The organism is Desulfobacter vibrioformis DSM 8776 (assembly GCF_000745975.1).
Taxonomy (GTDB): Bacteria; Desulfobacterota; Desulfobacteria; order Desulfobacterales; family Desulfobacteraceae; genus Desulfobacter; species Desulfobacter vibrioformis.
This window is the reverse complement of record NZ_JQKJ01000021.1, coordinates 41097-65648: the sequence shown is the minus strand read 5'-3', so window position 1 is coordinate 65648 and position 24552 is coordinate 41097. Positions and strand designations below refer to the sequence as shown.

The window sequence follows — 24552 nt, the reverse complement described above, 5'->3', positions numbered from 1 at the left end:
CTTGGATAAAAATTATGTCAGGATGAGATTCTTTTAATATCTGCTCCCAGACCTTCAAATTTTTTTTCAATGGTCTCATAGCCCCGGTCCATATGATAAACACGGCTGATGACAGTGGTGCCCTGCGCAATCAAGCCTGCAATAACAAGGGAAGCACTGGCACGAAGGTCCGATGCCATGACAGGTGCGCCCTGGAGGTGGCGCACGCCCCTGACATTGGCTATATTTCCGCCGGAAATTTTGATATCAGCACCCATGCGCAGCAATTCATTGGCGTGGATAAACCTATTCTCAAAGATGGATTCATGAATCACGCTGTTGCCCTGGGCAATGGTCATCAATGCCATGAACTGGGCCTGCATATCTGTGGGAAATCCAGGGTACGGCAGGGTTTTGATGTCAATATTTTTGATCGTTTCGCTGCCTTTAATATGTATCTTATCCTCAAAGGTGTCAACTGACGCCCCTGTGACCTTAAGTTTGCTGATCACACCGCCTAGATGATCCGGTACACAGTCGCGGATTATCACATCTCCCCGGGTGGCCGCCGCCGCCGCCATAAACGTGCCTGTTTCAATTCGGTCCGGTATCACACGGCAAGTCGCGCCATGGAGGCGACTTACCCCGTCGATGGTGATAATGGGGGTGCCGGCACCACTGATTTTTGCCCCCATCCGGTTCAATGCGTCTGCCAGACAGACAATTTCAGGCTCCCTTGCCGCATTCCTCAGTTTGGTTTGGCCTTTGGCTAAAACTGCGGCCATCATAAGGTTTTCCGTACCAGTTACCGTGGGGATGTCAAAATAGACTTCATTTCCAGTCAGCCCCCCTTCTGCCTTTGCGTCAATGTATCCGCTGTCAATTGAAATGGTGGCCCCCAACGCTTCAAGACCGGAAAGATGCATATTTACAGGACGGGCGCCAATGGAACATCCTCCGGGCATGGAAACCTTGGCCCTGCCAAACCTTGCCACAAGCGGACCTAGTACCAGAATAGAGGCCCGCATCTTTCTGACCAGTTCATACTCAGCCTCTATTTTATCGATCCCGGACCCGTCAACCGTAAATGTGTGGCCTTCAAATTCACAGGACGCCCCAAGATCTTCAAGCAGCATACGTATTGAGGAGATGTCCATCAGCCGGGGTACATTTTCAAATGTGGATACCCCATCCACGAGAAGACTTGATGCAATAAGTGGGAGTGCAGCATTCTTGGCCCCGCTGATAAAGACCTCCCCTTTTAGCTGCCGGCCCCCGTTGATTTGTATTTTATCCATTAAATAATTTCATTCCTGACTTGAAAGGCGGATTAATAGTTGAAAAAATGCTGAAAATAGGCCACGTTACCATCTTAAATATTAATAAATACGGGTATTTTTAGCATATAATCTTACATTTTAAAACATCTTTTGCCGCAAGAAATTTTATTTTTACCGTACCCCGGGAATGGTTAAAATAGATAAAATTGCCTTCAAATTTTAATCGTGCAGAGGAGGTCATATCGACCCAAAAAACATAACAGCGATATCATCCGAAATTAAATAGGGTAAAATTGGCATCCATTCATGATCCTGTTCCGGCGTTTATCGTCCTGGGCATCACCTTTAAACCGCTTGTCTTTTGAAAAAAGAACGCTTATAAAGTGAGACCATGTTAAAACTGTATATTGAAAAATTAGGCTTAGCCTGCATTGACGGCATCCGGTCCATTGGCCGGATATCCATCTTCTTTTTCCAGGGTATCTGCCAAACTTTTGTGCCTTTTATTCAGACGTCCAAGATTATGGAACAGGTCTGGTTTATTGGTGCAAAATCGATGTTTGTCATTGTTTTAACCGCCATATTCACCGGCATGGTTTTAGGGCTTCAAGGGTATTACACCCTGGTGGATTTCGGTTCCGAAGCTGCCCTTGGATCAGCCGTTGCCATGACCCTTATCCGTGAACTCGGGCCTGTGCTGGCCGCCATCATGATCGCGGCTCGAGCCGGGTCAGCCATGGCTGCGGAAATCGGTGTCATGCGGATTTCGGAACAGATTGACGCCCTTGAAACCATGGATATCCATCCGGTGCGGTTTACCTTTTCTCCCCGCCTGGCAGGATCCATTATCAGTTTTCCGCTTTTAACCGCGCTTTTTGATGTTACGGGCATATTCGGCGGGTTTCTGTCCGGTGTCATGATGCTGGGCATCAATCGCTATATATACATGGACAGAGTGATCCGAAGCATTGAACTTGCCGATATCGCCGGCGGGTTTATCAAAGCCCTGGTATTTGGCTTGATTGTCTCTACCATGTGCTGTTATAAAGGTTTTTTTGCCCATCTTTCCGGGCCCCAGGCAGGAAAGGGCGCTAAAAGCGTGTCCTTGGCCACCACCCATGCGGTTGTCAATTCCTGTATCCTTATTCTGGTCTCCGATTACATCATCACCTTTTTTCTGGTTTAATCATGACTCAGCCTTTTATTGAACTGATAGATCTTCACAAAAGTTTTTCAGGTAATAATGTGCTTGACGGCGTCAATCTTACCATTGAAAAGGGTTTGGTTACCTGTGTAATCGGTAAAAGCGGTACTGGAAAATCTGTTTTGCTCAAACATATTATTGGTCTGATGCAGGCGGATTCAGGTCAGGTCTGCGTGGATGGTATGCCCACAAATCAAATGGACAATACGCAAAGACATAGATTTTACAGGCAGATATCATATATGTTTCAGGATAACGCCCTGTTTGATTTCTTAACGGTGTGGGAAAACATTGCCCTGCCGTTAACCGAGAAAAAAAAAGTGCCCATGGATCAGATCCGTCAGCGGGTAAAGGAAAAAATGCAGATGCTGGAGATCAGCAACCACGAAAATAAATATCCCGCCCAGTTGTCCGGAGGGATCAGAAAGCGTGTGGCCCTTGCCCGGGCCCTGATTACCGAGCCTGTTGCCGTGCTTTTTGACGAGCCCACTTCAGGACTTGATCCGGTGAGAAGAAACAGTGTTCATGCCATGATTTCCACATACCAGAAAGAATTCGGGTTTACCGCTGTTATTGTCAGCCACGGCATCCCGCAGATATTTGCCATATCACAGCGTGTGGCCATGCTTGACCAGGGTAAAATTATTTACTTTGGAAAAAGTGATGGCATTTTCCAGACTGACAATGAAAGAGTAAACGCCTTTATCTCAGGAAAAGAGGCCTGATACGTTAAAAAAATTAAGGACAGGTTCATGAAATCAATTAATAAGGAATTATATGTAGGCGTCTTTGTTCTTATCGGCCTTTTGTGTGCGGGGTATCTTACGGTTGTCCTGGGTGGTGTCCGGCTGTTCAGCCCAAAGGGGTATACACTGTATGCATATTTTACCTCTGTCAGCGGTTTGAAAACCGGTGCCAGTATTGAGATGGCCGGTGTTGAGATCGGCAATGTTTCTGACATCATGCTGGACAAAACGCGCCTGGAGGCAAAGGTTGCCTTCAGGATCAACCCGGGGATACAACTCAGCGAAGACAGCATCGCCTCTGTAAAAACCGCAGGCATCATCGGCGAAAAATATATTTCCATTTCTCCGGGCGGATCTGATATTATGCTTGAAGATAAAGATGCGTTTAATAATACCGAATCTACTCTGGATATTGAATCACTGGTCAGAAAATTTATCTTTAAAAATGAACACTGATTGATGAACAGATGAAAATCGCAGGAGAAATATGTATGAAATTTTATCTGACCCATGCGTATCTGGTTCTTATTGTTATGATCCTGACGCTGATCCCAGGCCTTGCCGTTGCCGGTAATACAGTCGGTCAAACCGGACAAGCGGCTTCTTCTACAGGTTCTGATCCGGGTTCTGATCTTCCGGGCTCTGATCCGGCAGCCGCCCCAGCTACCCTGGCATATACGGCAGAGGATGACGAATTTGAGGTAGATATTTTTCAGAAGGATCAGGCAGGTCAGGACAACCATGCCATGATAGCAGATCCCCTTGAAGGATTGAATCGTGCTGTATTCGTCTTTAACGATAAACTTTACATGTATGGTTTAAAGCCGCTGACAAAGGGGTATGTCCGGGTCGTCCCCACCGTTGCCCGTAAAGGGATTAAAAATTTTTTTAACACCCTGTTTTTCCCCATCCGTTTTGTTAACAACCTGCTCCAGGGCAAAGGTGAAGCTGCAGGCATGGAATTCTCCGCCTTTTTCATCAACATAACCCTTGGTTTTGGCGGATTGAATGATTTCGCCCAGAAGTATGTGGGCATAAGGCTTCAGGATGAAGATTTTGGCCAGACCCTTGGATCATACGGCATTGGCAACGGATTTTTTCTGATGCTGCCCGTTCTTGGTCCCAGTTCCTTGAGGGATGTCGTGGGCAGGGCAGGGGACTGGTTTATTGATCCCCTCAATTATGTACAGCCCTGGGAATTATCCGGGGGAGCTGCGGGGCTTGAAAAGGTGAACTGGACATCATTTCACATCGGGGAGTATGACGCATTCAAAGAAGCCGCAATAGATCCTTACACAGCCATGCGCAACGCCTATATCCAGAACCGCAACGCCCTTGTAAAAGATTTGGCTGGCGCACAAAAATTAAAGAACAGTAAAGAATAAAGTATAAAAACAAGACGCCGTTTATTTTGAAATTGCTGTTTCAAAGACTTATTCTCCAATGAGATTGGCCCGTCTGTTGGGCAAAAAATATCTCATTTTATGGGTACGGATATGTTCAAGTAACGACATGTCCAGCACATGGGTGTGCATCTTGTTTTTGTAGGCGATGTTTTCAGCTGCCAGGAATCCGTCAGGGCTGACCATCATGGAAATTCCGGGGAAATTAAGTCCTGCATCATTTTTACCTGCCTGATTAACGGCTGCCACAAACACGGCATTATCAAACGCCCGGGCCGTTAAATGGCGCTTCCAGGACGCGCTTTTTTCCCCAGGCGTTCCCCTTGGCGAGGCATGGGGAATAAAAATAATATCAGCCTTTTTTAATGCCATGGCCGTGGACAATTCCGGGAAATGGGCATCGTAACAAAGCTGGATTCCGAAATGCACCCCTTTGAATTTAAAGATCCCCACATCATTTCCACAACTGAAATAGGGGGCCTCAAATGGAGACAGATGAATTTTTCTGTACCGGGCCACGGGCTGATCCGGACGAAACACCAGATGCGTGGCATATATTTTTCCTGACCCCGCTTTTTCAACAAGCCCGGTCAGTATGGCGATATCGTGTTTCAGTGCAAGCCGGTTCAGTTCATCCATCCATCCGGAATCAAGGGCAACGGCATTGCGAACATCTGCCGGGGCATAACCTGTCAGGTTCATTTCAGGAAACACAACAAAATCGCAGTTCTGGCGTGCTGCGGCACAAATATCTTTGACCGTCAGGGCAAAATTATGCGCAAACCGGTTTACAGGGCAGTTCTGGATGACCAGGGTCACACGAATTTTTTGCATGATGACACCTGTACTCAAGTTATAGTAATGGAAGGTTTATTTCCTAACACCACAAACACTTAAAACTTAACAACCCGTCCGAAGAGCGATAATTTAAATAGATCAGACTTTAAAATTAGCCGCTATTTTAAATACATGGGTGGCCGGCAGGTTGAGAATTTCGGTCACGCCGGTTTTTTGTGAAATGGTTTCAAGACTTTCTTTAATTTCTTGAATTGAAGGCGCAATAAACGTAAACCAGATATTGTACCGATGATGATTCCTTTGATAATTATGGGTCACGCCGCTGAACGCATTAACGGTGGCGGTGAACAGTTCAATTTTGTCAGGGGCTACCCGGGCTGCACACAAGGTGGAATAATAACCTAGGCGGTCAGGGCTGAAATTTCCGCCGATCCTGCGGATGATCATCTCTTGTTTCATCTGCTCGATTCGTTCAATGAGCTGGTCTTCACTGAGCCCCAGTTCTTCGGCCATAATTTTGTAAGGCCTTGTGTGAATTGGGAAATCGGTCTGAATCCGGTTAAGTATATTTTTAGATGTCTGGTCTTCTATCATCAGGTGATCAGTTATCAAAATGTGTTGAAAAGAAAAATAAAAGCCCTGTTTGATTTAAACAGGGCCTTATCAATTCAAGCTAAAAACTTAAAATATTTTTTAACTATACACAACCGGTCGGTTTCGGAAGACCAGCCATCTTGCAGGCGCCTTTACCAGGTCCGGAGGGGAACAGTTCATAGATATGTTTCAGTTTGAACTTGGTGAGTTTGGAAAGAACACGAACCATGGGAGCAATACCGTTTTTCTCGTAGTAATCCTGGAGAACTTTAACAAGCTGCCAGTGCTCTTCGGTCATCTCTTCAATGCCTTCCTGGCCTTTTACATATTCTACCCACTCGTCGCAGTACAGATTGTAGTCAAGAAGGAATCCGTCTTCATCGATGTCGAATGTTTTCCCGTTAAAATCAAGTGTTGCCATTTAATAAATCCTCCTAAAAAAGTTTATTATAACTGAGTGTTTAACCTATCTTAAGACAAACCGTCTTCACTATTAAAGTCTCTTTTGCAATTGGAGACTTACCTTATCTCAGCATTGTATCCATGTCAACAAAGAATAGCAGGTGTTCGGTAAAAAAAACAAAGCGTCCGAACCCTGCATGGTTGATCTTCTTTTGGGGGCCTGGTTAAGCATTCCGAACACGGTGAATTTCATTAAGCCATTTTCAATACTATCATAAAATTCAGGCAATCCGATCCCGTAAAAGCTTTAATTCATTCTCATTCTTCAAAAATCATGATATATAACGTTTCGCTGAATATAGTCCCCCTTAGTTGATATAAACCATCACCTGTAAGTTTGTCGTTGAATAGGTGAAAAACAAAATTACTTGCGCATGACAAAAATTATCACCATATGCGGTCCTACAGGCATCGGAAAGACAGGCTTTGCCATTGCCCTGGCCCGGGAACTGGGTGGCGAGATCATTGGCGCCGATTCCATGCAGATCTATAAATATATGGATGTGGGGACTGCCAAACCCGATGAAAGGGAGCGGCAGCTTGCCATGCATCACCTGGTTGACTTCCTTGATCCGGCAGAGACGTTTGATGCAAAACGGTTTACCGCCCTGGCAGACCAGGCCATTTCCGATATAACAAAACGGGGTGGGGTGCCTGTGGTCGCCGGCGGTACAGGGCTTTATATCAGGGCCTTGCTCCACGGCCTGTTCAGAGGGGAACCTGCCTGCCCGGCAACAATTGATAAACTGAACCGGGTTCTTGAAGACAAGGGAGCACCGGCACTTCATGACCAATTGACAACATGCGATCCAGCGGCTGCAGAAAAGATACATCCCAATGACGGATTCAGAATTGTAAGGGCCCTTGAGGTATTTTTAACCACAGGGGCTCCCATTTCCCAGTGCCAGCAGATCCACGATTTCAAATCAGACCGGTACCAAAGCCTTACCTTTGGTCTTCAGATGGACCGAACACTATTATATGACCGGATCAATCAGCGGGTGGATATCATGATGGATAAAGGCCTGCTTGATGAAGTGAAAGGACTTGTGAACCAGGGGTATTCCCTGGAATTGAAATCCATGCAGTCCATCGGATACCGGCATATGGGCATGTATTTAAAAGGGGAAGTCAACCTGGAAGAGGCGGTCCGGCTGCTCAAACGCGATACCCGAAGGTATGCCAAACGCCAGTTCACCTGGTTTAACAAGGAAAAGGATCTGATCTGGATCAATGCCGGTGACACGGAAAACGCCATTAAAACGGCAAAAGACTTTTTGACATAATGTCCTGATTTGATCATATTTGGTCATTTAAACGTGACGGTTTTAAACAACAACACCCAAAATGGTAGTTTCATGACTTACGCAACATACATAAAACTTGTAATTTCTGTATCTATTTTATCGGTATTTATTTTAATTGCGCTTACTTTTTTGACCGGATGTTCCAAACATGCCATTCCGGTTTTATCTTCTCCTAAGCCTCCCCAGATGCCGGTAGACAATCCTGTGTCCCCGCAGCCAACTGTCCCGGAACTGATCAATCAGGCCAGAATTTCAAGTGATCAAGGATTTGCCCAGGAGGCCCTGCTCATGTACAGTCATGCCCTTGATCTCGTCCAAAGATCCGGGGCCGGTGGTGACGCTGTTTTCAAAACCATGATTCTTGATGATGTTGAAACGCTTTTATCAAAAACAGATCCCGAAGAGATTCAAAGATTTTCAGGCATAACAAATATTTCCATTCCCCAGGACCTTTTCGATTACTGGGCCGGGTACCAATTTGCCCGGCGCCAAGATTATGCCAACGCTGCAACTGTCTTGAATGCTTTTCTTAAAAAATATCCCGGCCATCCCAAGACCGGGCAGATCAAGGAACTGTTGGCAGGTCTGGGCACCATATCCTTTAATAAAAAGAAGCTGGGGGTTATCCTGCCCATGTCCGGGAAGTATAAACTTTACGGACAAAAGGCCATGAAAGGTATAGAGATTGCCCTGGCCCGGCTATCTGAATCCGGTATCAAGGATTTAACCATTGTGGTCAAGGACAGTATGTCAGATTCCGCACACGCTGCCATGTGTGTGGACCAGCTTGGAAAGGAGAATATTTTTTCCATTCTGGGTCCTGTTTTTGTTTCAAGGGAAGCGGCTGACAAGGCCCAGGCCCTTGGCATTCCCATGATGGCCCTGACCCAGAAAACTGAATTCCCTGAATATGGGGATTATATATTTGCCCATTTTATAACCCCTGAAATGCAGGTCCAGGCCTTGGGGACGTATGTTTTTCATGAACTGGGACTGAGAAGAATGGCTGTTTTATATCCGGACGATAAATATGGAAACCGGTATATGCAGGCGTTTCGGGTGATGGTTGATCAGTTTGGAGGCCAATTAACGGCAGCCCAGGTATATGACACCAGCAAAACTGATTTTTCAGCTGCCATCAAAAGGTTGATCAGGAATACGGGGGCAAGTTTCCAGGCACTGTTTATCCCGGATTCGGTGACCCGGATCAATCTGATGCTCCCCCAGCTCGTATATCATGACGCCCGGGGCTTTGCCTTGTTAGGCACCAATCTGTGGCACATGGACAGCTTTTTAAAAGAGACCAGAAGGTATAATAGAAACACCATCATCTGCGACGGATATTTTGCCGGCAGTGCCAATCCTGAAACCGCATGGTTTGATAAGGCATTCCAGGATTTATACCAGGAAAGGCCCGGCTTTCTTGAGGCCGTTGCCTATGATACGGCCCAGATTCTGTTCAGGGCAGCCAATGCCGATGATGTTAATTCAGGCAGACAACTCAAGGAGGTCCTCCAAGGCCAATTTATCTTTGACGGGGCCACCGGCCGCACACGTTTTGACGAGACCGGCACCCCGCACAAGGCGTTGTTTCTGATTACCGTAAAGGATGATCAGTTTATGGAAATCAGCCGTTCAGGCACTGAATAGTGAATTCTGGCCTGTGGATTCAAGAACAGACTGCCACAGCCTGCCTGACGGATCCATCTTTTTGCGCCGTCCGGCTGAGGCATCCATGGGCACATGGACATAATTATTATTCCAGAAACTGATAAGCAGATTGGTTTTACCGGCCATGCCTGCATGTACGGCATCCCGTGCCAGCAGTCCGCAGAACACCGAGTCATTGGCATTGGCCGGCAGGCTGCGGATGATGTAGGATGGATCAATGTATTTCAACGAGATGGGGATATCTTTGGATTCAAAATAGGCGCTGATTTCCGCCTTTAAAAACAGCCCGATATCCTTGAGCTTCACGTTTCCCGATGCATCATGCTCAATATCCTTGTCTTCAAAAAAATTCTGGCCGGCTCCTTCGGCAACAATGATCACCGCATGCTTTCTTAAAGCCAGACGCCGCTCCACAGCTGCCAGAAGCCCGTTTTCGCCATGCAGCATGATTTCTTCTTCAGGAATGAGTACAAAATTGGCATCAGGCTGGGCAAGGGCGGCCGTGGCTGCCAGAAATCCCGAATGCCTGCCCATGAGCTTGATCAGGCCGATACCGTTGGGATAAGCCTCTGCTTCGTTATGGGCGCTTTTGATTGCCAGGGTGGCCACATCCACGGCTGAATCAAAGCCAAAGGAACGGGAAACCAGGAAGATATCATTATCAATGGTTTTTGGAATGCCAACCACGGAAATCTTCAGTCCGCGGTTTAATACTTCATCACCAATGGCCTTGGAGGCCATGAGGGTTCCGTCGCCGCCCACCATGAAAAGCAGCCCCACCCCAATACGTTCCAGGCAGTCCACAATTTCCCCGATATCCTGGCCCCCCCGGGATGAGCCCAGCATGGAGCCTCCGGTATTCTGAATGCCTGACACCTGTTGCGGGTTAAGCTCGATCAGGTCATGGCCGTATTTGGGGATAAAGCCCTGGAGTCCGTAGCGAATACCATAAATATTTTTAACCCCGTACACATGGGACAATTCAAGCACTATCGACCGGATAATGTCGTTCAGCCCTGGGCAAAGTCCTCCGCAGGTAACCACCGCACACTTGAGTTTGCTGGGGTCAAAGTAAATTTTTTCCCGGGGGCCGGCCTGTTCAAAACTGAGTATGCCGTCTTCTTTTTCTTGGGCAATATGGTCAACCTTGACATCAACGCGGATTCTGTCTTCATCTTTCATGAACCGGGTTTTGCCGTCACAGGCTGCACCCTCACAGGCTACGCCCTGGGAAACCAGGGGAGACGGAATCCGGGCAGGGCCTAAAACAGGAATGATGGTGTTGATGTTCATATGTTTCATTGATTGCCTCCATTAAATTTAAAGGTTCCCTTTCCCAGGATATCGTGGAGATGCAGCAAGCCTCTAAGACAGCCGTTCTCCCCAAGGATGGGCAAAACCGTAATTTCATATTTTTCCATTAAATTCAGGGCATCATACAGATAAGAATCTGGGAATAGATGTCTTGGGGAGCGGGTCATCACCTCATCCACAAGAAGGGTGTCGGCCCTACCGCCTCCTTTTGCAATCCAGTGCCGGACATCCCCGTCAGTAAGTATTCCCATGAGTTTATCAGCCGAATCAAGTACAAAAACAGCACCCAGGCGGTGAGCATCCATGCAGGCAAGGGCCTGGGCCATGGTGGCACCTGTTTGCACACAAGGCACGCCTGATTTTTCAAGCATCAGCTCGCGGACCTTGCCTGACAGGCGCTGTCCCAGTGTGCCGCCGGGATGGGAACGCATGAAATCAGCTTTTTTAAACTTTTTCTTTTTGATCAGGGCCACGGCCAGGGCATCTCCCATGGCCAGCTGGGCTGTGGTTGAACAGGTCGGTGCCATATTCAAGGGGCAGGCCTCTTTTTCTACGCCGGTGTTTATAATCAGATCGCAAAACCCTGCCATGGTGGATTCTGGCTTTCCCGTAAATCCTGCAATCCTGCAGCCCACCTGCCGGATCACCGGCAACAGCTGGTTAAGTTCTCCGGTTTCACCGGAATTTGAGATGGCAATGAATATATCATTTCGGCTGACCATGCCAAGATCCCCGTGAACCGCCTCAACCGGATGAAGAAACATGGCATTGGTTCCCGTACTGCTTAAGGTGGCAGCAATTTTTCTTCCGATTAACCCCGATTTTCCGATTCCCGAAATAATGACCCGTCCTTTTGCATTGCAGATTGCATTGACAAGAGTTTGGAAATCCATATTTAGTTTTTCAATAAGGTCCAGAAGCGACTGGGCTTCCATCTTCAGAACTTGAACAGCATCGTCTATGATCATTGGTTTTCCCGAATTATTATTAGACTGGATATGGTTAAGGTTATGATATCTGGCGTTTTCATGTTATACATCAGAAAAGATCTGCCCACAAGAGACAGAACCCGAATTTACCATGGAACAAATATTTGTTTAAAAATAATTAGTTGACAATTAAAGTAGCATTGTGATAGTTGGGTACGGTTTATTTTTCCCGGTTTTATATAAAAAACCGGTTTTATTTTGAAATTTATAACATCATTATAATAATGTAATGAAATATAACACTGAAACAGGAAGACGATTATGATTTGTACAACTGTTAGAGAAGGCCAGGATTGTGTATTCATGACTGCCCAGGGCTGCAGCTATAACGAAGGCAGCTGCCTTCCCATTATTGATGAATGCAAAGGATGCCAGAAAAGCGGGGAGTTCGCCACCGGCGTTTACTGCACGGCTGCACCTGATCCGTCTCTGAAATGGAAAAACGGCAACTGCAACATGGCCACCCATGTTAAAACCGCCACCGAAACCAAAAAACAGAAACTTAACCCCATCAAGGCATCCAAACGAAGATAACACAACTAATTCTGTACATGAAAAAACTCTGCAGTTTTCCTTGGCCTTCCTTGGGTCTGACTGCAGGGTTTTCTTTTTTTCAGGTACAGATATACATTTTTCACTGAACTGGATAATACTAATTTACAGGTTAAATCATGAATCCAATTGCCCAGGAATTGAATAACACAATTAAACAGGCTGCGCCCCATGTGTATGAAATGCTTTCTGATATGGGGAAAAATCTGTTCTTCCCCGAGGGTATTTTAACCCAGAGCGCTGAAGCAAAATTAAAGGCTCACAGGATCAACGCCACCATCGGCATCGCAAGGCAGGGCAGTTGCGTTCTAAGTCTTCCTTCCGTGACAAAATACATTACAGAAATTGAACCGGATAATTACCTGTCCTATGCGTCCTCATTCGGGCTGCTGGAACTGCGTGAAAAATGGCTTAAGGAACTGTATGTTAAAAATCCTTCCCTTGGGGGAACTGCCGTCAGCCTGCCCGTTGTCACATCCGGTATCACCCACGGGGTTTCCATATTGTCTGACATGTGGGTAAATGCCAACGATGTTATTGTCATGCCGGATATGATGTGGGGCAACTACAACATGATTTTCTGTGTCCGCAATAGTGCCCGGTTTGTTACATACAAGTCCTATGACGACGCACTGACCCATTTTAACATCGATGATTTCGAGCGTGTGATCAGGGAACAGGCGGCACACAATGACAAGATCATTACCATACTTAATTTCCCCCACAATCCGACCGGGTATACCTTAAGCAGGGAAGAGGCGACCCGTGTTGCTCAGATCCTCATTGATGTGGCACAAAAGGGCACCAATGTGGTGGCAGCCTGTGATGACGCCTATTTTGGACTGTTTTTCGAAGAGGAAACATCCAAAGAGTCTCTGTTTGCCAAACTTGCCGGCAAAGCGAGCCGGCTTTTGGCTGTCAAACTCGACGGACCCACCAAGGAAGATTATGTCATGGGGTTCAGAACCGGGTTTACCACTTACGGGGTTGCAGCAGATGCCAACCTTGACAGGGTGTATAGGGTCCTGGAAAAAAAGACAGCCGGATGCATCCGGGGCAACATCTCAAACTGTTCCCATTTAAGCCAGACCATTCTTGTTAAATCCATGGAAGATGCAAACTATAAAATTCTTAAACAGGAAAAGTTTGACCTGCTCAAATCCCGGGCCACTGCCATCAAAGAGGTACTCAAAGATCCCAAATATGCGGAGGGTTTTGATGTCTATCCGTTTAATTCAGGATATTTTGTGTGTATCCGTGTTAAGGGTGTGAATGCAGAATCGTTAAGGCGTCATCTTCTTGACAACTATGGTACGGGTCTGATCTCCATTGGAGAAGACAATCTTCGGGTGGCTTTTTCATGCCTGGAGGAAAAGGATGTAAAAACTTTATTTGACATTATCCTTTCAGGGATCAATGATCTGAGATAAGTAAAATTTTTTAGGGGATGTTACAATGGGAGGCAGATTAAAAATATGGGGATAACCTAGGCGTTAACCTGAACCGGAAACTGGCAATATCCGGACAATCCTGGTCTTTAAAAACTGTTTGATCTGATTTTCGTCAGGCGGTTTTGCCGGGACAAGCGATGCAGGGCAGACAATGAAGTTAAGCAGAAAAAGTGATGTTGATCTCAAATATGCCGGCAAATGGGTATTCTATTTTGTCCTGATAGGCGTCATGTCGGGCCTTGGGGCGATTCTGTTCCATTACCTGTGCGGCCTTGGCATGCACTATTTCATGGATATGATGGCCGGATACAGGCCCCAGGGACCTGCAGGCGAACATCTGCTGCTGCCCCACACGGATACACCGTTCAACAAGTGGGTATTATTATTTTTACCGGCATTGGGCGGGCTTGTTTCCGGGTGGCTTGTTTATACCTTTGCCCCCGAGGCCGAGGGGCATGGCACGGATGCCGCAATTGACGCCTTCCATCGCAAGGGCGGCATTATCCGGTCACGGATTCCGATTATCAAAACCATTGCCTCCACCATTACACTGACCACCGGCGGTTCAGGGGGCCGGGAAGGCCCCATTGCCCAGATCGGAGGCGGATTCGGATCTTTTCTGGCCACCAGGTTCAACCTGTCTGAACGGGAGCGGTGCATCATGATGGCCGCAGGCGTCGGTGCCGGTGTGGGCAGTATCTTCAGAGCGCCTTTGGCCGGCGCGCTTTTTGCCGCAGAAGTACTCTACCGTGATCCTGAATTTGAGTCTTCGGTCATCATTCCGGCAGGTATCTCCTCTGTGGTGGCTTATTGTACCTTTTGTCTGGCTTTCGGATGGGGATCGCTTTTTGAGTCCCCGGCGTTTAAATTTCACAATCCGCTGCAACTTGGTCCCTATCTTGCCCTTGCCGTAGTTCTGGTGCTTACCGGCGTTTTATATATTAAAGTGTTTTACGGGACGACACACCTGTTTAGGAAACTGAAAATTCCAAACCATATCAAACCTGCCATTGGCGGGCTTTTGACCGGCATTATCGGGTTTTTCATTCCCGAAACCCTGGCGTTCGGATACGGCATGGCCCAGAATGCCATTTTCAATCAGCTGACCATCTCCGTGCTTTTAGCACTGGCTATAGGAAAAATTTTTACCACGTCGTTTTCCATTGGGTCCGGCGGTTCCGGCGGTGTGTTCGGGCCTTCGATTGTCATCGGCGGAGCCATGGGCGGGGCAGTAGGGCAGTTTTTCCACATGTGTCTGCCCACGGTGATCACCCAGCCCGGCGCCTTTGTTATCGTTGGTATGGCAGGATTTTTCACGGCTGTGTCCAACGCCCCCATATCCACCATTATATTTGTCAGTGAGATGACCAACTCCTATCACCTTCTGCTGCCAAGCCTTCTGGTCTGTTCGGTGTGTTACCTTTTATCAACAAAGTGGTCTATTTATGAAAATCAGGTAAAATCGCGGGTGGATTCGCCGCTTCATGCCGGAGAATTTATGATAGATATTCTTCAAACCATAAAAGTGGAAAAACTTAAAACGCTGATCAAGGAAGTCAGATGCCTGAACCAGGACATGAGTTTCTGTCAGTTTAAAAAAATATTTCAAACCACCAAACAAAGATATTTTCCCGTCATGAATGACCAGGGAAAATTATGCGGCATTTTTTCTTCCACAGATGTCCGGGAGGTCCTTTTTTCAAGTGATCTTGAGCAACTGGTCGTCATGAAGGATATTATGGTATCCAGTATGATTACAACCACCTTGTCCGAAGATCTGAACACGGTACTGCTCAAACTGACAAAGAAAAACATTGATGCACTGCCTGTGGTGGATGAGGATGATCCGGGGCAGTTTATCGGCATGCTTTACCGCCGTGACATCATTGCCTATTATAACCTTCATATAACCAGAATCCGGGAATCCGAAATATAGCATCTCTAATTAATAATTTACGTGATGTAAAAACAGTCCCCTTGAAGGCGCAGTCGCTCCGGCAAGGGGACGTTCACACGAATAGAGTATTTTATTGAACATTTCCGGATTAATCCGTCCTGTACCGGCATCTTTCAGCGTACCCACTATATTTCTGACCATGTTTTTTAAAAATCCTGTGGCACAGATGCAAAATTCCAGCCGATCGTGAGGCATCTTTGCCCAGCTTGCACTGAAAACCGTTCTTACGGTGGAAGATCTTGGGCTGCCTGTATTCTCAAAGGCTTTAAAATCATGTTCGCCCACAAGGTATTCACAACACTGATTCATCATGTCAATATCCAGAACCGGTTTGACATGCCATACATAATCCCGGCCAATGGCAGTGGGGATTTCCCTGTTCAATATGTAATACCGGTACTCTTTGGAAAGGACATGGTACTGGGCATGGAAATCAGACGCTGCAAGACAGCAGTCATGGATCACAATGGGACCGGACACAAGGCTGTTCACCCCTTTTTGAATGATATCCGGGGCAAGCCGGGTCTTTGCATGGAAATGGGCGACCTGGGCCCGGGCATGAACACCTGCATCTGTACGCCCGGAGCCGTGGATCTTAATGTCCTGGTTTAAAATGGTGGATAATATGCGTTCAATCTCGCCCTGGATGGTGGGTTTATCAGTCTGGCGCTGCCACCCGAAAAAGTTAGTGCCATCATAGGCCACCACAATTTTAAAATTCTTTACCGGATTATCCGGCATCCTCGTCATATATTGTGGAAAGGATTGACAGAATGATGGTTATCGGTTTTTCTGTGCATATTCATAATCACCTCTTTAACCCCGTCAACATTTTCCGCAATGCGTTTTATTTCATTAAATGCATCATTTTTTATGTCCGACAGACCTTCCGAATCACTGATGCTTACAACACCGTCATCGGCAGTGACGATGCTTTTCGGAGCTATTTTCACAAGCGCAGCATGGATTTTTGCAGAAAGAAGCGCATCATCAAGGATTTTTTCCGATTCAGGTGTGGTTTCAAAATTGGGTTTTCGAACCGCCCGGCAGATCAGATCTGCGGCATCCTCAACCGAAAGGTTTTTTATATTAAGGACCATATCATAAAGTCTGCTGTCCCATGTATCAATTCCGTATAACCGAAGTCCCCATCTTCTTCGTTCATCATCATCTTTTCTCAGAATATAACGTGCTTTTTCCCCGGTAATATTTTCCCGCCTGACTTCTTCTTTCACACGTTCTTCCATATCCGATATAATTCTGATTTTCAGAACATTTGGGATATTCAGTAAAAAATAGTGTCCTGCCAGTCCGTGATATACAACGTTGTCCTGCCGAATATGCTGTAAAAGCGCTTTACGGATATAACTTACATAGCGTTCCCTGCCGTGGGTGAATCTTTCAAGAACCGAGGGCGCATCATGAAGCGCCCTGACCAGCCTGATTTCCGGAATATTGAATTCTTCCGATGCTTCCAGCAGAATATCCCGGGAAATACATTCATACCCCAGTTCTGCGGCCACCTTTTCAGCGACTTCCTTTCCGCGACTGTAAGAACCTCTTGAGATGGTGATAACGGGCATTGTGAACTCCTTGTTTTAAAGTTTGTATGTCGAAGGATAAACTTTAGGCTGGTATTGATCAAGAAATATTTTAACATCTGAATCACCGGCTCGCCCGGTGCATTTTGATTGTCAGGGAGCGATATATTCGGCCATCTTTGGCGCTAATGAAATAAGCTTCTTTGCTTCCTGGGAATTTAGATCCATAAGTGTGAAATCAGAAAATTCAAAACCAGGAGCAACCGAACAGCCCACCAAGACCGATTCGGAAATAGGTTTTGCCGCTTGCCAGAAACCAGAAGGGACAACATGGCAGAAACAATTGTCGCAAGCAGATAACGTAACACATTGGGGTGGCGTGTTTGTCCCATCCCATGTATACAGTTTAATTCCTGTTCCCTGGTAGAGATTCCACACCTCATCAGAAGAAACTTTATGGAATCTGCTTATTTCTCCCTGATCTAACGAAAAATAAATGTGAGTCAACGCTGATTTTATCGTGCCATCATGTTTTGACACTGTTCCGGCGGATCTAAAAACTTCACGAAATCTGCCTCCCTCTGGATGTTCTGTGAAATCAATTGGTTTCATAATATAATTAAAAAAACTCCCGAATAAAGTTGATTTGTGGTTTTATGTTTAAAGGTTTTTAATTCCAGGATAAGGTTAACAAAAAATTTAAGTTTTTGTCATTAAAAAGCATAAAGGGATTGCGATAGTTTGACAATTACCACATTGTGGCATACCTTAGCGCATAAACTTAATGATTTGTGGAAAGAACCTATGACCAGCAAGGAATTTAAAATATTCAGATCTCGTTTAGACCGTACCCAGAAAGAGATGGCCCAGCTTCTAGGGATATCCATTAAAGCAGTCCACAGCTATGAGCAGGGATGGCGTAAAATTCCGGGCCATGTGGAGCGACAGATCTATTTTCTGCTCTCCCGCACCCTGCAGCGGACCGGCGAGAAAAAAAAGTGCTGGGACCTTTTGCAATGCCCGGAAGAGCAGATGAACCAATGCCCGGCCTATGAATTCAAATCCGGGGATGTGTGCTGGTTTGTCAACGGCACCCGGTGCGGGGGTAAAACCCATGGTTCCTGGGACAAGAAAATGGAAGAGTGCCGAAGTTGTGATGTATTCTTGGCATTGTTTGATGATATGCAGGGGAGTTAAGAAAAATGAGTCTGCCAGATAAAAAAGACAATCTGTGCCGATGTGTGGGCACACGAATCCGGAATGTTCAAAGAACGGCCCTTCCCGGGGTCATTGACCGGATCATCAATACACTGGATGATCCTGAATGCTTTGCCCACATTGGTGATGAACCCATCCATTTTTCCACCTCAGTCGGGGATATGATTGAAAAATTAAGAAATATTCTGTTCCCCGGATATTTTTCAAATGAAAAAGTGGACAGTGTCAACCTGACCTACCATATGGGCCAGGAAATCACGCGGCTCTATGACATCCTTTCCAGGCAGGTCATCCATGTGCTGCGCCATGACTGCCTGAGATATGACAGGGTTTGTTCGGAATGTGAGCGCCGGGGCAATGAGGCCGCGTTCACGGTGATCGAACAGATTCCGGTTCTGCGGAAGAAATTATCCGCCGATGTCAGGGCCGCCTATGACGGCGATCCGGCCGCCAAAAGCCACGATGAAATTATTTTTTCCTATCCGGGCCTGTATGCCATCACGGTTCACCGGATCGCCAGGATCCTTCACCAGCTTGATATCCCGCAACTGCCCAGGATCATGTCGGAACTGGCCCACAGCCTGACCGGCATTGATATTCACCCGGGCGCCACCATTGGTGAGCGCTTTGTCATTGACCACGGAACCGGCGTTGTCATCGGGGAAACATCTGTGATCGGTGACAATGTGCGCATCTACCAGAATGTCACCATTGGGGCGTTGTCCCTGCCCAGGGATGCGGGGGAAAAGTTGCGCTGGGCCAAGCGGCATCCCACCATTGAAGATGATGTGATTGTTTACTCCGGGGCCACGGTGCTCGGGGGCGACACCGTTATCGGGGCACGGTCCGTTGTGGGCGGAAACGTATGGCTCACACACTCAATTCCGGCAGATACCAAAATATTTATGGAAGAGCCCCGCCTGATTATTAAAAGCCAAAAAAAGGAGACGATCCTTGAAAGCAATTAACAATATCACCCAGGCCTGCGGTAATACCCCCCTGGTTTATCTGGAAGCACCTTCCCGGGAATGCGGGGCAGATCTTTTTGCCAAACTGGAGTATTTCAATCCATTGGGCAGCGTCAAGGACCGGGTCGGGCTTGCCATGATTGAGGCAGGTCTGAAAAGCGGACAGATCGGACCGGACACACTGATCGTGGAACCCACCTCGGGAAATACCGGTATTGCGCTGGCGTTTGTGGCCCGTATAAAAGGGTGCAAGCTTGCTTTGACCATGCCGGAAACCATGAGCCTGGAACGCCAAAAATTGTTGCGCCATTTAGGGGCACAACTGATTCTGACCCCGGGACACCTTGGCATGCAGGGTGCCGTGGATAAAGCGGCCGAGATGGTGGCAGCCCATGAGAATGCCTATATGCCTGACCAGTTTTCAAATCCGGCAAATCCGGCTGCCCACCGGACCACCACCGGGCCTGAGATCTGGGAGGCGGCACAAGGCCGGGTTGATATTTTTGTGGCAGGGGTGGGTACCGGCGGCACCCTTACCGGGGTAACGGAATATATCAAGGGCAAACAGCCGGATCTTATGTCCGTTGCCGTGGAACCGGCTGAATCGCCGGTGCTCTCCGGCGGGAAAGCCGGTCCCCACGCCATCCAGGGCATTGGTGCCGGTTTTATCCCGGCGAACCTGAACCGGGATCTGGTCGACCGGATTTTTCCGGTCAAAGGAGAAGATGCCATAAATGGTGCCAGAACCCTTGCCAAATCATGCGGAATTCTTTGCGGCATCTCATCGGGCGCCAATTTTCATGCGGCCTTTCAGACCGGCCGGCGTCATCCGGGGAAAACCATTGTTTTTATAGTATGTGACACTGGAGAACGTTATATCAGCACGAACCTGTTCGCCCTGTAATTGCCCTGGGGTCGGTCATGCATTCCGGGCGCAGTATTTCATCCAGTTGCGCGCTGGTAAGCAGTCCTTTTTCCAAAACCAGGTCATATACACTCCCGCCGGTTTTGAGCGCTTCCTTTGCAATGGACGCGGACTGTTCATACCCAATGACCGGAACCAGCGCGGTGACCAGTCCGATGCTGGTCTGGACATAATTTTGGCATATATCCCGGTTCGCTTTGATGCCGTCAATACAACGTGCAACCAGTGTGATACAGCCATTTTTAAGAATCATCATGCCGTGCAGCAGGTCATAGGCGATGATCGGCTCGCCCATGCACAGCTCCAGCTCACTGGATTCCGCTGCCATGGATACAACCATGTCGTATCCGATGACCTGATAGCAGATCTGGTTCATCAATTCCGGGATAACCGGATTTACCTTGCCTGGCATAATGGAAGATCCAGGCTGCATAGGGGGCAGATTAATTTCATTCAGGCCGCAGCGGGGGCCGGAAGAGAGCCAGCGCAGATCATTACATATTTTTGAAATCTGTACTGCCGCAAGTTTGAGATTGGCAGACATATGGACAAAAATGCCGGCATTCTGGGTGGCCTCCACCAGGTTTTTTGCCCGTCGCAACTGAAAACCACTGACCTGGGTGAGATTTGCCACCACCAGGGCGGAGTAACCCGGCGGACTGTTTATGCCTGTACCGATGGCTGTTGCCCCCATGTTCACATCCCGAAATGCATCTCCCGCCTGGATAATGGAACTGATGGCGCTGTCAATCATGACCGCATAGGCGGAAAATTCCTGACCCAGGGTCATGGGAACCGCATCCTGATTTTCGGTGCGTCCCATCTTCAGTACGTCTTTAAACTCGTCAGCCTTTCTTTCCAGGGAATTGCGCAGTTCTTCCAGTGCCCGCACCAGATTTTTCTGGGAAAGCAGTACCGCAAGTTTTATTGCCGTGGGGTAGGTGTCATTGGTGGATTGGGAGCAATTCACATGGTCATTGGGATGCAGATACTGATACTCGCCTTTATGATGGCCCATGATCTCCAGACCCCGGTTGGCAATGACCTCGTTGGCATTCATATTGGTAGAGGTTCCGGCACCGCCCTGGAACATGTCAACGGTGAACTGGTCGTGCAGTTTACCGTCCAGAATTTCGTCACAGGCCTGGGTTATGGCCGCCATCTTGGCCTGATCAATCCTGCCCAGTTCGTAATTGCTCAGGGCTGCAGCCTTTTTGACCATGGCCAGTGCCTGGACCATGTGTTCAAAATTATTGATATGTGCACCGGAAATGGCAAAGTTTTCCATGGCGCGCTGGGTCTGCACGCCGTAATAAACATCATCGGAAATCTCACGCGCTCCCAGGGAGTCATGTTCCAGGCGAAAACCGGTTGTGACCACAGTATCGTTTTTTTTGTTTTCAAAAAGTTTATTGGCAAGCAGGCGCATGCGCTGGTTAATGCCGACGGCAATCTGGGAGACGATCCTGTAAAAAGAATCCGGTTCAGTTTCTCTGAACGCATCAATTTTTTCCCGTGATATCTGCCAGATTTTTACGCCGTTCCGGGTAAAGGCACCATTGGTGTGTGAATCATTTCCCAGAAACGTGCCCTCGCTGATCATGGATCCTGCATCCATGGAGCCAAGCTTGCGGGAAGATCCATGCAGTCCGCGCACGATTTCCACGTCTCCTTCAAGGATGATGCCGGCCCATCTTCGGGGCGTTGATTCGTGGAATATCCATTCATTGGGCTGGTACACCTGGGCCCGGCCTTGGGTAAGAAAAGTTGCCAGATCCGCCTCGCTGATACCTGTGGATTTTGCGGCCAACTTTATAATACTTTGTTCTATAAACATGAAACTCTCCTACCAATAAATGCAATAAGGGAAATTGGGTAATGTATTTTTTTTGCGCCTATGAGTAACTCGATCGAATATGTTATCACAAAGAAGCGAAAAAATAGCCCCGGTATTGATTAATTCCTACGGGGTATAATAATATTTCCATATTACCCATGAATAGGATGAAAATGCCATGAGACTGCTTTTGGTTGAAGATGATGAAAAAATAGCCAGGTTTGTTGAAAAGGGGCTAAAGGCATCCGGGTTTGCCGTGGACGTGGCCAATACAGGCCCGGACGGCTTTGATATGGCTTTAGGTGCGGATTTTGATACCCTGATCATCGACATCATGCTGCCGGGCATGGATGGGTTTTCCCTGATAGAAAAACTGCGGGCCAGTGGTAAAAATACCCCCATTATTGTACTCAGCGCCCGGGGCAGGGTAGGGGACCGGGTTAAAGGCCTTGAGGCGGGTGCTGATGACTACCTGACCAAACCCTTTTCTTTTTCGGAACTGCTGGCCCGGATTCAGGCGCTTATCCGGCGGGCCGGGAACAGCACCGAACCCGTGTCCCTGTCCTATGCGGATTTAAGTGTGGATATTGTCAAACGCCAGGTCAAAAGAGGAGATGATTTTATTGAGCTGCAGCCCCTGGAATTTTCCCTGCTGGAGTATCTGGTACGCAACCGGGAGCGCGTGGTCTCCAAAACCATGATCATGGAACATGTCTGGAACTATAATTTCGACCCCATGACCAATGTGGTGGAAGCCCGCATCTGCCGGCTGCGCGATAAGATAGACAAAGGGTATCCAAGCAGGCTGATCCATACGGTCCGGGGAGCCGGGTATGTATTAAAGGCCGAAGATGCCTGAGTTTTTCCGCACCGGTTTTTTCAGAAGCATCGCCTTTCGTCTGACTGTATGGTATGCAGGTATTTTTTCCATCTCGTCCTGTGTGGCTTTTGGCTTGTTCTATTTTCTTGCCACCCAGACTATCATGAACCAGGTGGACCAGGAACTGATGGACAAGGCGGGATATTTTCGTACGATTATCAGCCGGAGCGGAATTGTGGGCGCCCAGAATCTGGCCGTGATTGAGGCCCAGGCAGCCGGGGAAAAGCAGGTTTTTTTCAGGCTGCTCTATCCCACAGGCGAGGTCTTTGCCTCCTCTTCCATGTCCTATTGGAAAGATGTCCGCCTGGACAAGAAAATGGTGGACCGGCTGATGAAGTCCAGGGTTACGGTGTTTAATACGCTTCACATTGCAGGCCAGGAACAGAACGCCAGAATGATGTATACCTTTGTGGCTTCCAATGTTATTTTGCATACCGGCCTTGCCATGAATGCATATTCCCGGTTTTTATCAGGTTTCAAGAAAATATTTTCCATTTCCATGGGGTTTGTTATTTTATTTTCAGCGGTTTCAGGCATGTTTTTGTCCCGGCAGGCACTCTACGGTGTTTCGGCCATCAGGGCCACAGCGAGTACCATAACCGGGTCCAATCTGGATGAGCGGGTTCCGGAATCCGGCAGCCAGGACGAGCTTGATCTTCTGGCCGTGACATTTAACCGGATGCTGGACCGGATTTCAGCCCTGGTAAAAAGCATGCGGGAGATGTCCGACAATATTGCCCATGACCTTAAAAGTCCGCTGACCCGGATCCGGGGATTTGCGGAACTGGCATTGATCCAGGAGACCCCGGGGGATATCGAGTCCTACCGGACCATGGCTGCCAACACCATTGAAGAATCCGATCATCTGCTGGACATGATCAACACCATGCTGGTCATCTCCCGGGCCGAGGCCGGGGAGGCTGAATTTGAGTGCGCACCCGTGGATTTAAGTGCCATGATCATTGATGCCTGGGATCTGTTTGTGCCCCTGGCCGAAGATAAGCAGATTACGTTTACCCAGCAGGTGGATAAGGGGGTGTGCATCCAGGGGGATGCCGGCATGCTCCAGCGAGCCTTTGCCAATTTGATTGACAATGCCATCAAGTATACCCCTGAAAAGGGAAGTGTCCACCTGACACTGCAGACTTGCGGCAAAGCACTGGTGGAAATTGGCGTCAAAGATTCCGGGCCTGGTATTGATCCACAAAACTATCAAAAGATCTTTGAGCGGTTTTTCCGGGAAGAATCTTCCCGGACAACACCGGGTACAGGCCTTGGTTTAAGTCTTGCCAAAACCATTATTGAACAGCACTCGGGTACAATTTCAGTGCAACCCTGTGAAAATGGGGGCAGTATATTTATCGTAACATTACCGCATCGTAATTTTGAGATCATTTAAAAATTATCTTTGTGTTTTATTCTTTGTTTACGTCCGCAAAGCAAGCTTTTGAAATAAATTATCCCCCTTTGGGCGGG

The 24552-nt window shown here is 47.6% G+C and carries 24 protein-coding genes; 14 read left to right on the top strand and 10 right to left on the bottom strand.

What is annotated here, in order from left to right; translation table 11 throughout:
* Window positions 1–17: 17 nt before the first annotated feature.
* Window positions 18–1277, bottom strand: coding sequence for a UDP-N-acetylglucosamine 1-carboxyvinyltransferase (gene murA / locus Q366_RS13880; protein ID WP_035239999.1), 1260 nt, complete (start codon window positions 1275–1277; stop codon window positions 18–20).
* A 373-nt stretch (window positions 1278–1650) separates the two neighbouring features.
* Between murA and Q366_RS13875 the strand changes: the two genes are divergently transcribed.
* The 4 genes from Q366_RS13875 to Q366_RS13860 are packed head-to-tail and all read left to right on the top strand — an operon-like array spanning window position 1651 to window position 4594.
* On the top strand, window positions 1651–2445 hold the full coding sequence (locus Q366_RS13875) for an MlaE family ABC transporter permease (RefSeq protein ID WP_035239997.1): 795 nt from the start codon (window positions 1651–1653) through the stop codon (window positions 2443–2445).
* A 2-nt stretch (window positions 2446–2447) separates the two neighbouring features.
* Complete coding sequence (locus Q366_RS13870; protein WP_035239995.1) at window positions 2448–3188, top strand: ABC transporter ATP-binding protein; 741 nt, start codon at window positions 2448–2450, stop codon at window positions 3186–3188.
* Between the two features lie 27 nt (window positions 3189–3215).
* Window positions 3216–3665, top strand: coding sequence for an outer membrane lipid asymmetry maintenance protein MlaD (gene mlaD, locus Q366_RS13865; RefSeq protein ID WP_035239993.1), 450 nt, complete (start codon window positions 3216–3218; stop codon window positions 3663–3665).
* A 35-nt stretch (window positions 3666–3700) separates the two neighbouring features.
* Complete coding sequence (locus Q366_RS13860) at window positions 3701–4594, top strand: MlaA family lipoprotein (protein ID WP_035239992.1); 894 nt, start codon at window positions 3701–3703, stop codon at window positions 4592–4594.
* 48 nt (window positions 4595–4642) lie between these two features.
* Here the strand turns inward: Q366_RS13860 and Q366_RS13855 are convergent, their stop codons facing one another.
* The 3 genes from Q366_RS13855 to Q366_RS13845 all read right to left on the bottom strand — a co-directional run bounded on the left by Q366_RS13855 (window position 4643) and on the right by Q366_RS13845 (window position 6425).
* Window positions 4643–5446 carry a nitrilase-related carbon-nitrogen hydrolase gene (locus Q366_RS13855; RefSeq protein WP_035239989.1) on the bottom strand — a complete coding sequence of 268 codons (804 nt, stop codon included), beginning with the start codon at window positions 5444–5446 and terminating at the stop codon, window positions 4643–4645.
* Window positions 5447–5548: 102 nt separating this feature from the next.
* Window positions 5549–6004: a siroheme decarboxylase subunit alpha gene (gene ahbA, locus Q366_RS13850; protein WP_035239987.1), complete on the bottom strand. Its 456-nt coding sequence runs from the start codon at window positions 6002–6004 to the stop codon at window positions 5549–5551.
* A gap of 103 nt (window positions 6005–6107) precedes the next feature.
* On the bottom strand, window positions 6108–6425 hold the full coding sequence (locus Q366_RS13845; RefSeq protein WP_035239986.1) for a TusE/DsrC/DsvC family sulfur relay protein: 318 nt from the start codon (window positions 6423–6425) through the stop codon (window positions 6108–6110).
* A 415-nt stretch (window positions 6426–6840) separates the two neighbouring features.
* Between Q366_RS13845 and miaA the strand changes: the two genes are divergently transcribed.
* Both miaA and Q366_RS13835 read left to right on the top strand, forming a co-directional pair.
* Window positions 6841–7752 (top strand): tRNA (adenosine(37)-N6)-dimethylallyltransferase MiaA, encoded by a 912-nt coding sequence (gene miaA / locus Q366_RS13840; RefSeq protein ID WP_035239984.1) that lies wholly within the window; start codon window positions 6841–6843, stop codon window positions 7750–7752.
* Between the two features lie 72 nt (window positions 7753–7824).
* Window positions 7825–9423 (top strand): penicillin-binding protein activator, encoded by a 1599-nt coding sequence (locus tag Q366_RS13835; RefSeq protein ID WP_035239983.1) that lies wholly within the window; start codon window positions 7825–7827, stop codon window positions 9421–9423.
* Here Q366_RS13835 and Q366_RS13830 read toward each other — a convergent pair.
* Window positions 9409–10746, bottom strand: coding sequence for an ATP-dependent 6-phosphofructokinase (locus Q366_RS13830; protein WP_035239981.1), 1338 nt, complete (start codon window positions 10744–10746; stop codon window positions 9409–9411). The two genes, Q366_RS13835 and Q366_RS13830, sit on opposite strands and share 15 nt — an antisense overlap.
* Window positions 10743–11726 (bottom strand): KpsF/GutQ family sugar-phosphate isomerase, encoded by a 984-nt coding sequence (locus Q366_RS13825; RefSeq protein ID WP_035239979.1) that lies wholly within the window; start codon window positions 11724–11726, stop codon window positions 10743–10745. The genes Q366_RS13830 and Q366_RS13825 overlap by 4 nt, the downstream gene beginning before the upstream one ends.
* A gap of 282 nt (window positions 11727–12008) precedes the next feature.
* On the opposite strand from Q366_RS13825, the gene Q366_RS13820 reads away from it, so the two are divergent.
* The 3 genes from Q366_RS13820 (at window position 12009) to Q366_RS13810 (ending at window position 15686) form a co-directional block, all read left to right on the top strand.
* Window positions 12009–12281, top strand: coding sequence for a PxxKW family cysteine-rich protein (locus Q366_RS13820; RefSeq protein ID WP_035239978.1), 273 nt, complete (start codon window positions 12009–12011; stop codon window positions 12279–12281).
* Between the two features lie 137 nt (window positions 12282–12418).
* Window positions 12419–13729, top strand: coding sequence for an aminotransferase class I/II-fold pyridoxal phosphate-dependent enzyme (locus Q366_RS13815; RefSeq protein ID WP_035239975.1), 1311 nt, complete (start codon window positions 12419–12421; stop codon window positions 13727–13729).
* 172 nt (window positions 13730–13901) lie between these two features.
* Window positions 13902–15686, top strand: a complete 1785-nt coding sequence (locus Q366_RS13810; protein WP_035239973.1) for a chloride channel protein — start codon at window positions 13902–13904, stop codon at window positions 15684–15686.
* 9 nt (window positions 15687–15695) lie between these two features.
* Here Q366_RS13810 and truA read toward each other — a convergent pair whose 3' ends face one another.
* The 3 genes from truA to Q366_RS13795 form a co-directional block, all read right to left on the bottom strand.
* Window positions 15696–16448, bottom strand: a complete 753-nt coding sequence (truA, locus tag Q366_RS13805) for a tRNA pseudouridine(38-40) synthase TruA (RefSeq protein WP_035239971.1) — start codon at window positions 16446–16448, stop codon at window positions 15696–15698.
* Between the two features lie 5 nt (window positions 16449–16453).
* The gene (locus Q366_RS13800; protein WP_035239969.1) at window positions 16454–17290 is read right to left on the bottom strand and encodes a cytidylate kinase family protein; all 837 of its coding nucleotides are present in this window, start codon (window positions 17288–17290) and stop codon (window positions 16454–16456) included.
* Window positions 17291–17401: 111 nt separating this feature from the next.
* Window positions 17402–17860, bottom strand: coding sequence for a cupin domain-containing protein (locus tag Q366_RS13795; protein WP_035239967.1), 459 nt, complete (start codon window positions 17858–17860; stop codon window positions 17402–17404).
* Between the two features lie 192 nt (window positions 17861–18052).
* Between Q366_RS13795 and Q366_RS13790 the strand changes: the two genes are divergently transcribed.
* Genes Q366_RS13790 through cysK form a run of 3 tightly spaced genes read left to right on the top strand, consistent with a single transcriptional unit; the run spans window position 18053 to window position 20338 of the window.
* Window positions 18053–18445, top strand: coding sequence for a helix-turn-helix domain-containing protein (locus tag Q366_RS13790; protein WP_035239965.1), 393 nt, complete (start codon window positions 18053–18055; stop codon window positions 18443–18445).
* A 5-nt stretch (window positions 18446–18450) separates the two neighbouring features.
* Window positions 18451–19434, top strand: a complete 984-nt coding sequence (locus Q366_RS13785; protein WP_035239963.1) for a serine O-acetyltransferase — start codon at window positions 18451–18453, stop codon at window positions 19432–19434.
* On the top strand, window positions 19421–20338 hold the full coding sequence (gene cysK / locus Q366_RS13780; protein WP_035239961.1) for a cysteine synthase A: 918 nt from the start codon (window positions 19421–19423) through the stop codon (window positions 20336–20338). The genes Q366_RS13785 and cysK overlap by 14 nt, the downstream gene beginning before the upstream one ends.
* Here cysK and aspA read toward each other — a convergent pair.
* The gene (aspA, locus tag Q366_RS13775; RefSeq protein WP_084691835.1) at window positions 20313–22196 is read right to left on the bottom strand and encodes an aspartate ammonia-lyase; all 1884 of its coding nucleotides are present in this window, start codon (window positions 22194–22196) and stop codon (window positions 20313–20315) included. The two genes, cysK and aspA, sit on opposite strands and share 26 nt — an antisense overlap.
* 178 nt (window positions 22197–22374) lie before the next feature.
* On the opposite strand from aspA, the gene Q366_RS13770 reads away from it, so the two are divergent.
* The gene (locus tag Q366_RS13770) at window positions 22375–23055 is read left to right on the top strand and encodes a response regulator (protein ID WP_035239959.1); all 681 of its coding nucleotides are present in this window, start codon (window positions 22375–22377) and stop codon (window positions 23053–23055) included.
* Window positions 23048–24475 (top strand): sensor histidine kinase, encoded by a 1428-nt coding sequence (locus Q366_RS13765; RefSeq protein WP_035239958.1) that lies wholly within the window; start codon window positions 23048–23050, stop codon window positions 24473–24475. Before Q366_RS13770 ends, Q366_RS13765 begins: the two co-directional genes overlap by 8 nt.
* The last annotated feature ends 77 nt before the right edge of the window (window positions 24476–24552 follow it).

Excerpts from the sequence above, each read along its gene's own strand:
- Q366_RS13870 (WP_035239995.1), top strand. The coding sequence starts at position 2,448 with ATGACTCAGCCTTTTATTGAACTGATAGATCTTCACAAAAGTTTTTCA.
- Q366_RS13845 (WP_035239986.1), bottom strand. The coding sequence starts at position 6,425 with ATGGCAACACTTGATTTTAACGGGAAAACATTCGACATCGATGAAGAC.
- aspA (WP_084691835.1), bottom strand. The coding sequence starts at position 22,196 with ATGTTTATAGAACAAAGTATTATAAAGTTGGCCGCAAAATCCACAGGT.
- mlaD (WP_035239993.1), top strand. The coding sequence starts at position 3,216 with ATGAAATCAATTAATAAGGAATTATATGTAGGCGTCTTTGTTCTTATC.
- truA (WP_035239971.1), bottom strand. The coding sequence starts at position 16,448 with ATGCCGGATAATCCGGTAAAGAATTTTAAAATTGTGGTGGCCTATGAT.
- Q366_RS13855 (WP_035239989.1), bottom strand. The coding sequence starts at position 5,446 with ATGCAAAAAATTCGTGTGACCCTGGTCATCCAGAACTGCCCTGTAAAC.
- Q366_RS13770 (WP_035239959.1), top strand. The coding sequence starts at position 22,375 with ATGAGACTGCTTTTGGTTGAAGATGATGAAAAAATAGCCAGGTTTGTT.
- Q366_RS13800 (WP_035239969.1), bottom strand. The coding sequence starts at position 17,290 with ATGCCCGTTATCACCATCTCAAGAGGTTCTTACAGTCGCGGAAAGGAA.
- Q366_RS13820 (WP_035239978.1), top strand. The coding sequence starts at position 12,009 with ATGATTTGTACAACTGTTAGAGAAGGCCAGGATTGTGTATTCATGACT.
- Q366_RS13875 (WP_035239997.1), top strand. The coding sequence starts at position 1,651 with ATGTTAAAACTGTATATTGAAAAATTAGGCTTAGCCTGCATTGACGGC.
- Q366_RS13860 (WP_035239992.1), top strand. The coding sequence starts at position 3,701 with ATGAAATTTTATCTGACCCATGCGTATCTGGTTCTTATTGTTATGATC.
- Q366_RS13835 (WP_035239983.1), top strand. The coding sequence starts at position 7,825 with ATGACTTACGCAACATACATAAAACTTGTAATTTCTGTATCTATTTTA.
- Q366_RS13785 (WP_035239963.1), top strand. The coding sequence starts at position 18,451 with ATGAGTCTGCCAGATAAAAAAGACAATCTGTGCCGATGTGTGGGCACA.
- Q366_RS13790 (WP_035239965.1), top strand. The coding sequence starts at position 18,053 with ATGACCAGCAAGGAATTTAAAATATTCAGATCTCGTTTAGACCGTACC.
- Q366_RS13825 (WP_035239979.1), bottom strand. The coding sequence starts at position 11,726 with ATGATCATAGACGATGCTGTTCAAGTTCTGAAGATGGAAGCCCAGTCG.
- Q366_RS13795 (WP_035239967.1), bottom strand. The coding sequence starts at position 17,860 with ATGAAACCAATTGATTTCACAGAACATCCAGAGGGAGGCAGATTTCGT.
- miaA (WP_035239984.1), top strand. The coding sequence starts at position 6,841 with ATGACAAAAATTATCACCATATGCGGTCCTACAGGCATCGGAAAGACA.
- murA (WP_035239999.1), bottom strand. The coding sequence starts at position 1,277 with ATGGATAAAATACAAATCAACGGGGGCCGGCAGCTAAAAGGGGAGGTC.
- ahbA (WP_035239987.1), bottom strand. The coding sequence starts at position 6,004 with ATGATAGAAGACCAGACATCTAAAAATATACTTAACCGGATTCAGACC.
- Q366_RS13830 (WP_035239981.1), bottom strand. The coding sequence starts at position 10,746 with ATGAAACATATGAACATCAACACCATCATTCCTGTTTTAGGCCCTGCC.
- Q366_RS13810 (WP_035239973.1), top strand. The coding sequence starts at position 13,902 with ATGAAGTTAAGCAGAAAAAGTGATGTTGATCTCAAATATGCCGGCAAA.
- Q366_RS13815 (WP_035239975.1), top strand. The coding sequence starts at position 12,419 with ATGAATCCAATTGCCCAGGAATTGAATAACACAATTAAACAGGCTGCG.
- Q366_RS13765 (WP_035239958.1), top strand. The coding sequence starts at position 23,048 with ATGCCTGAGTTTTTCCGCACCGGTTTTTTCAGAAGCATCGCCTTTCGT.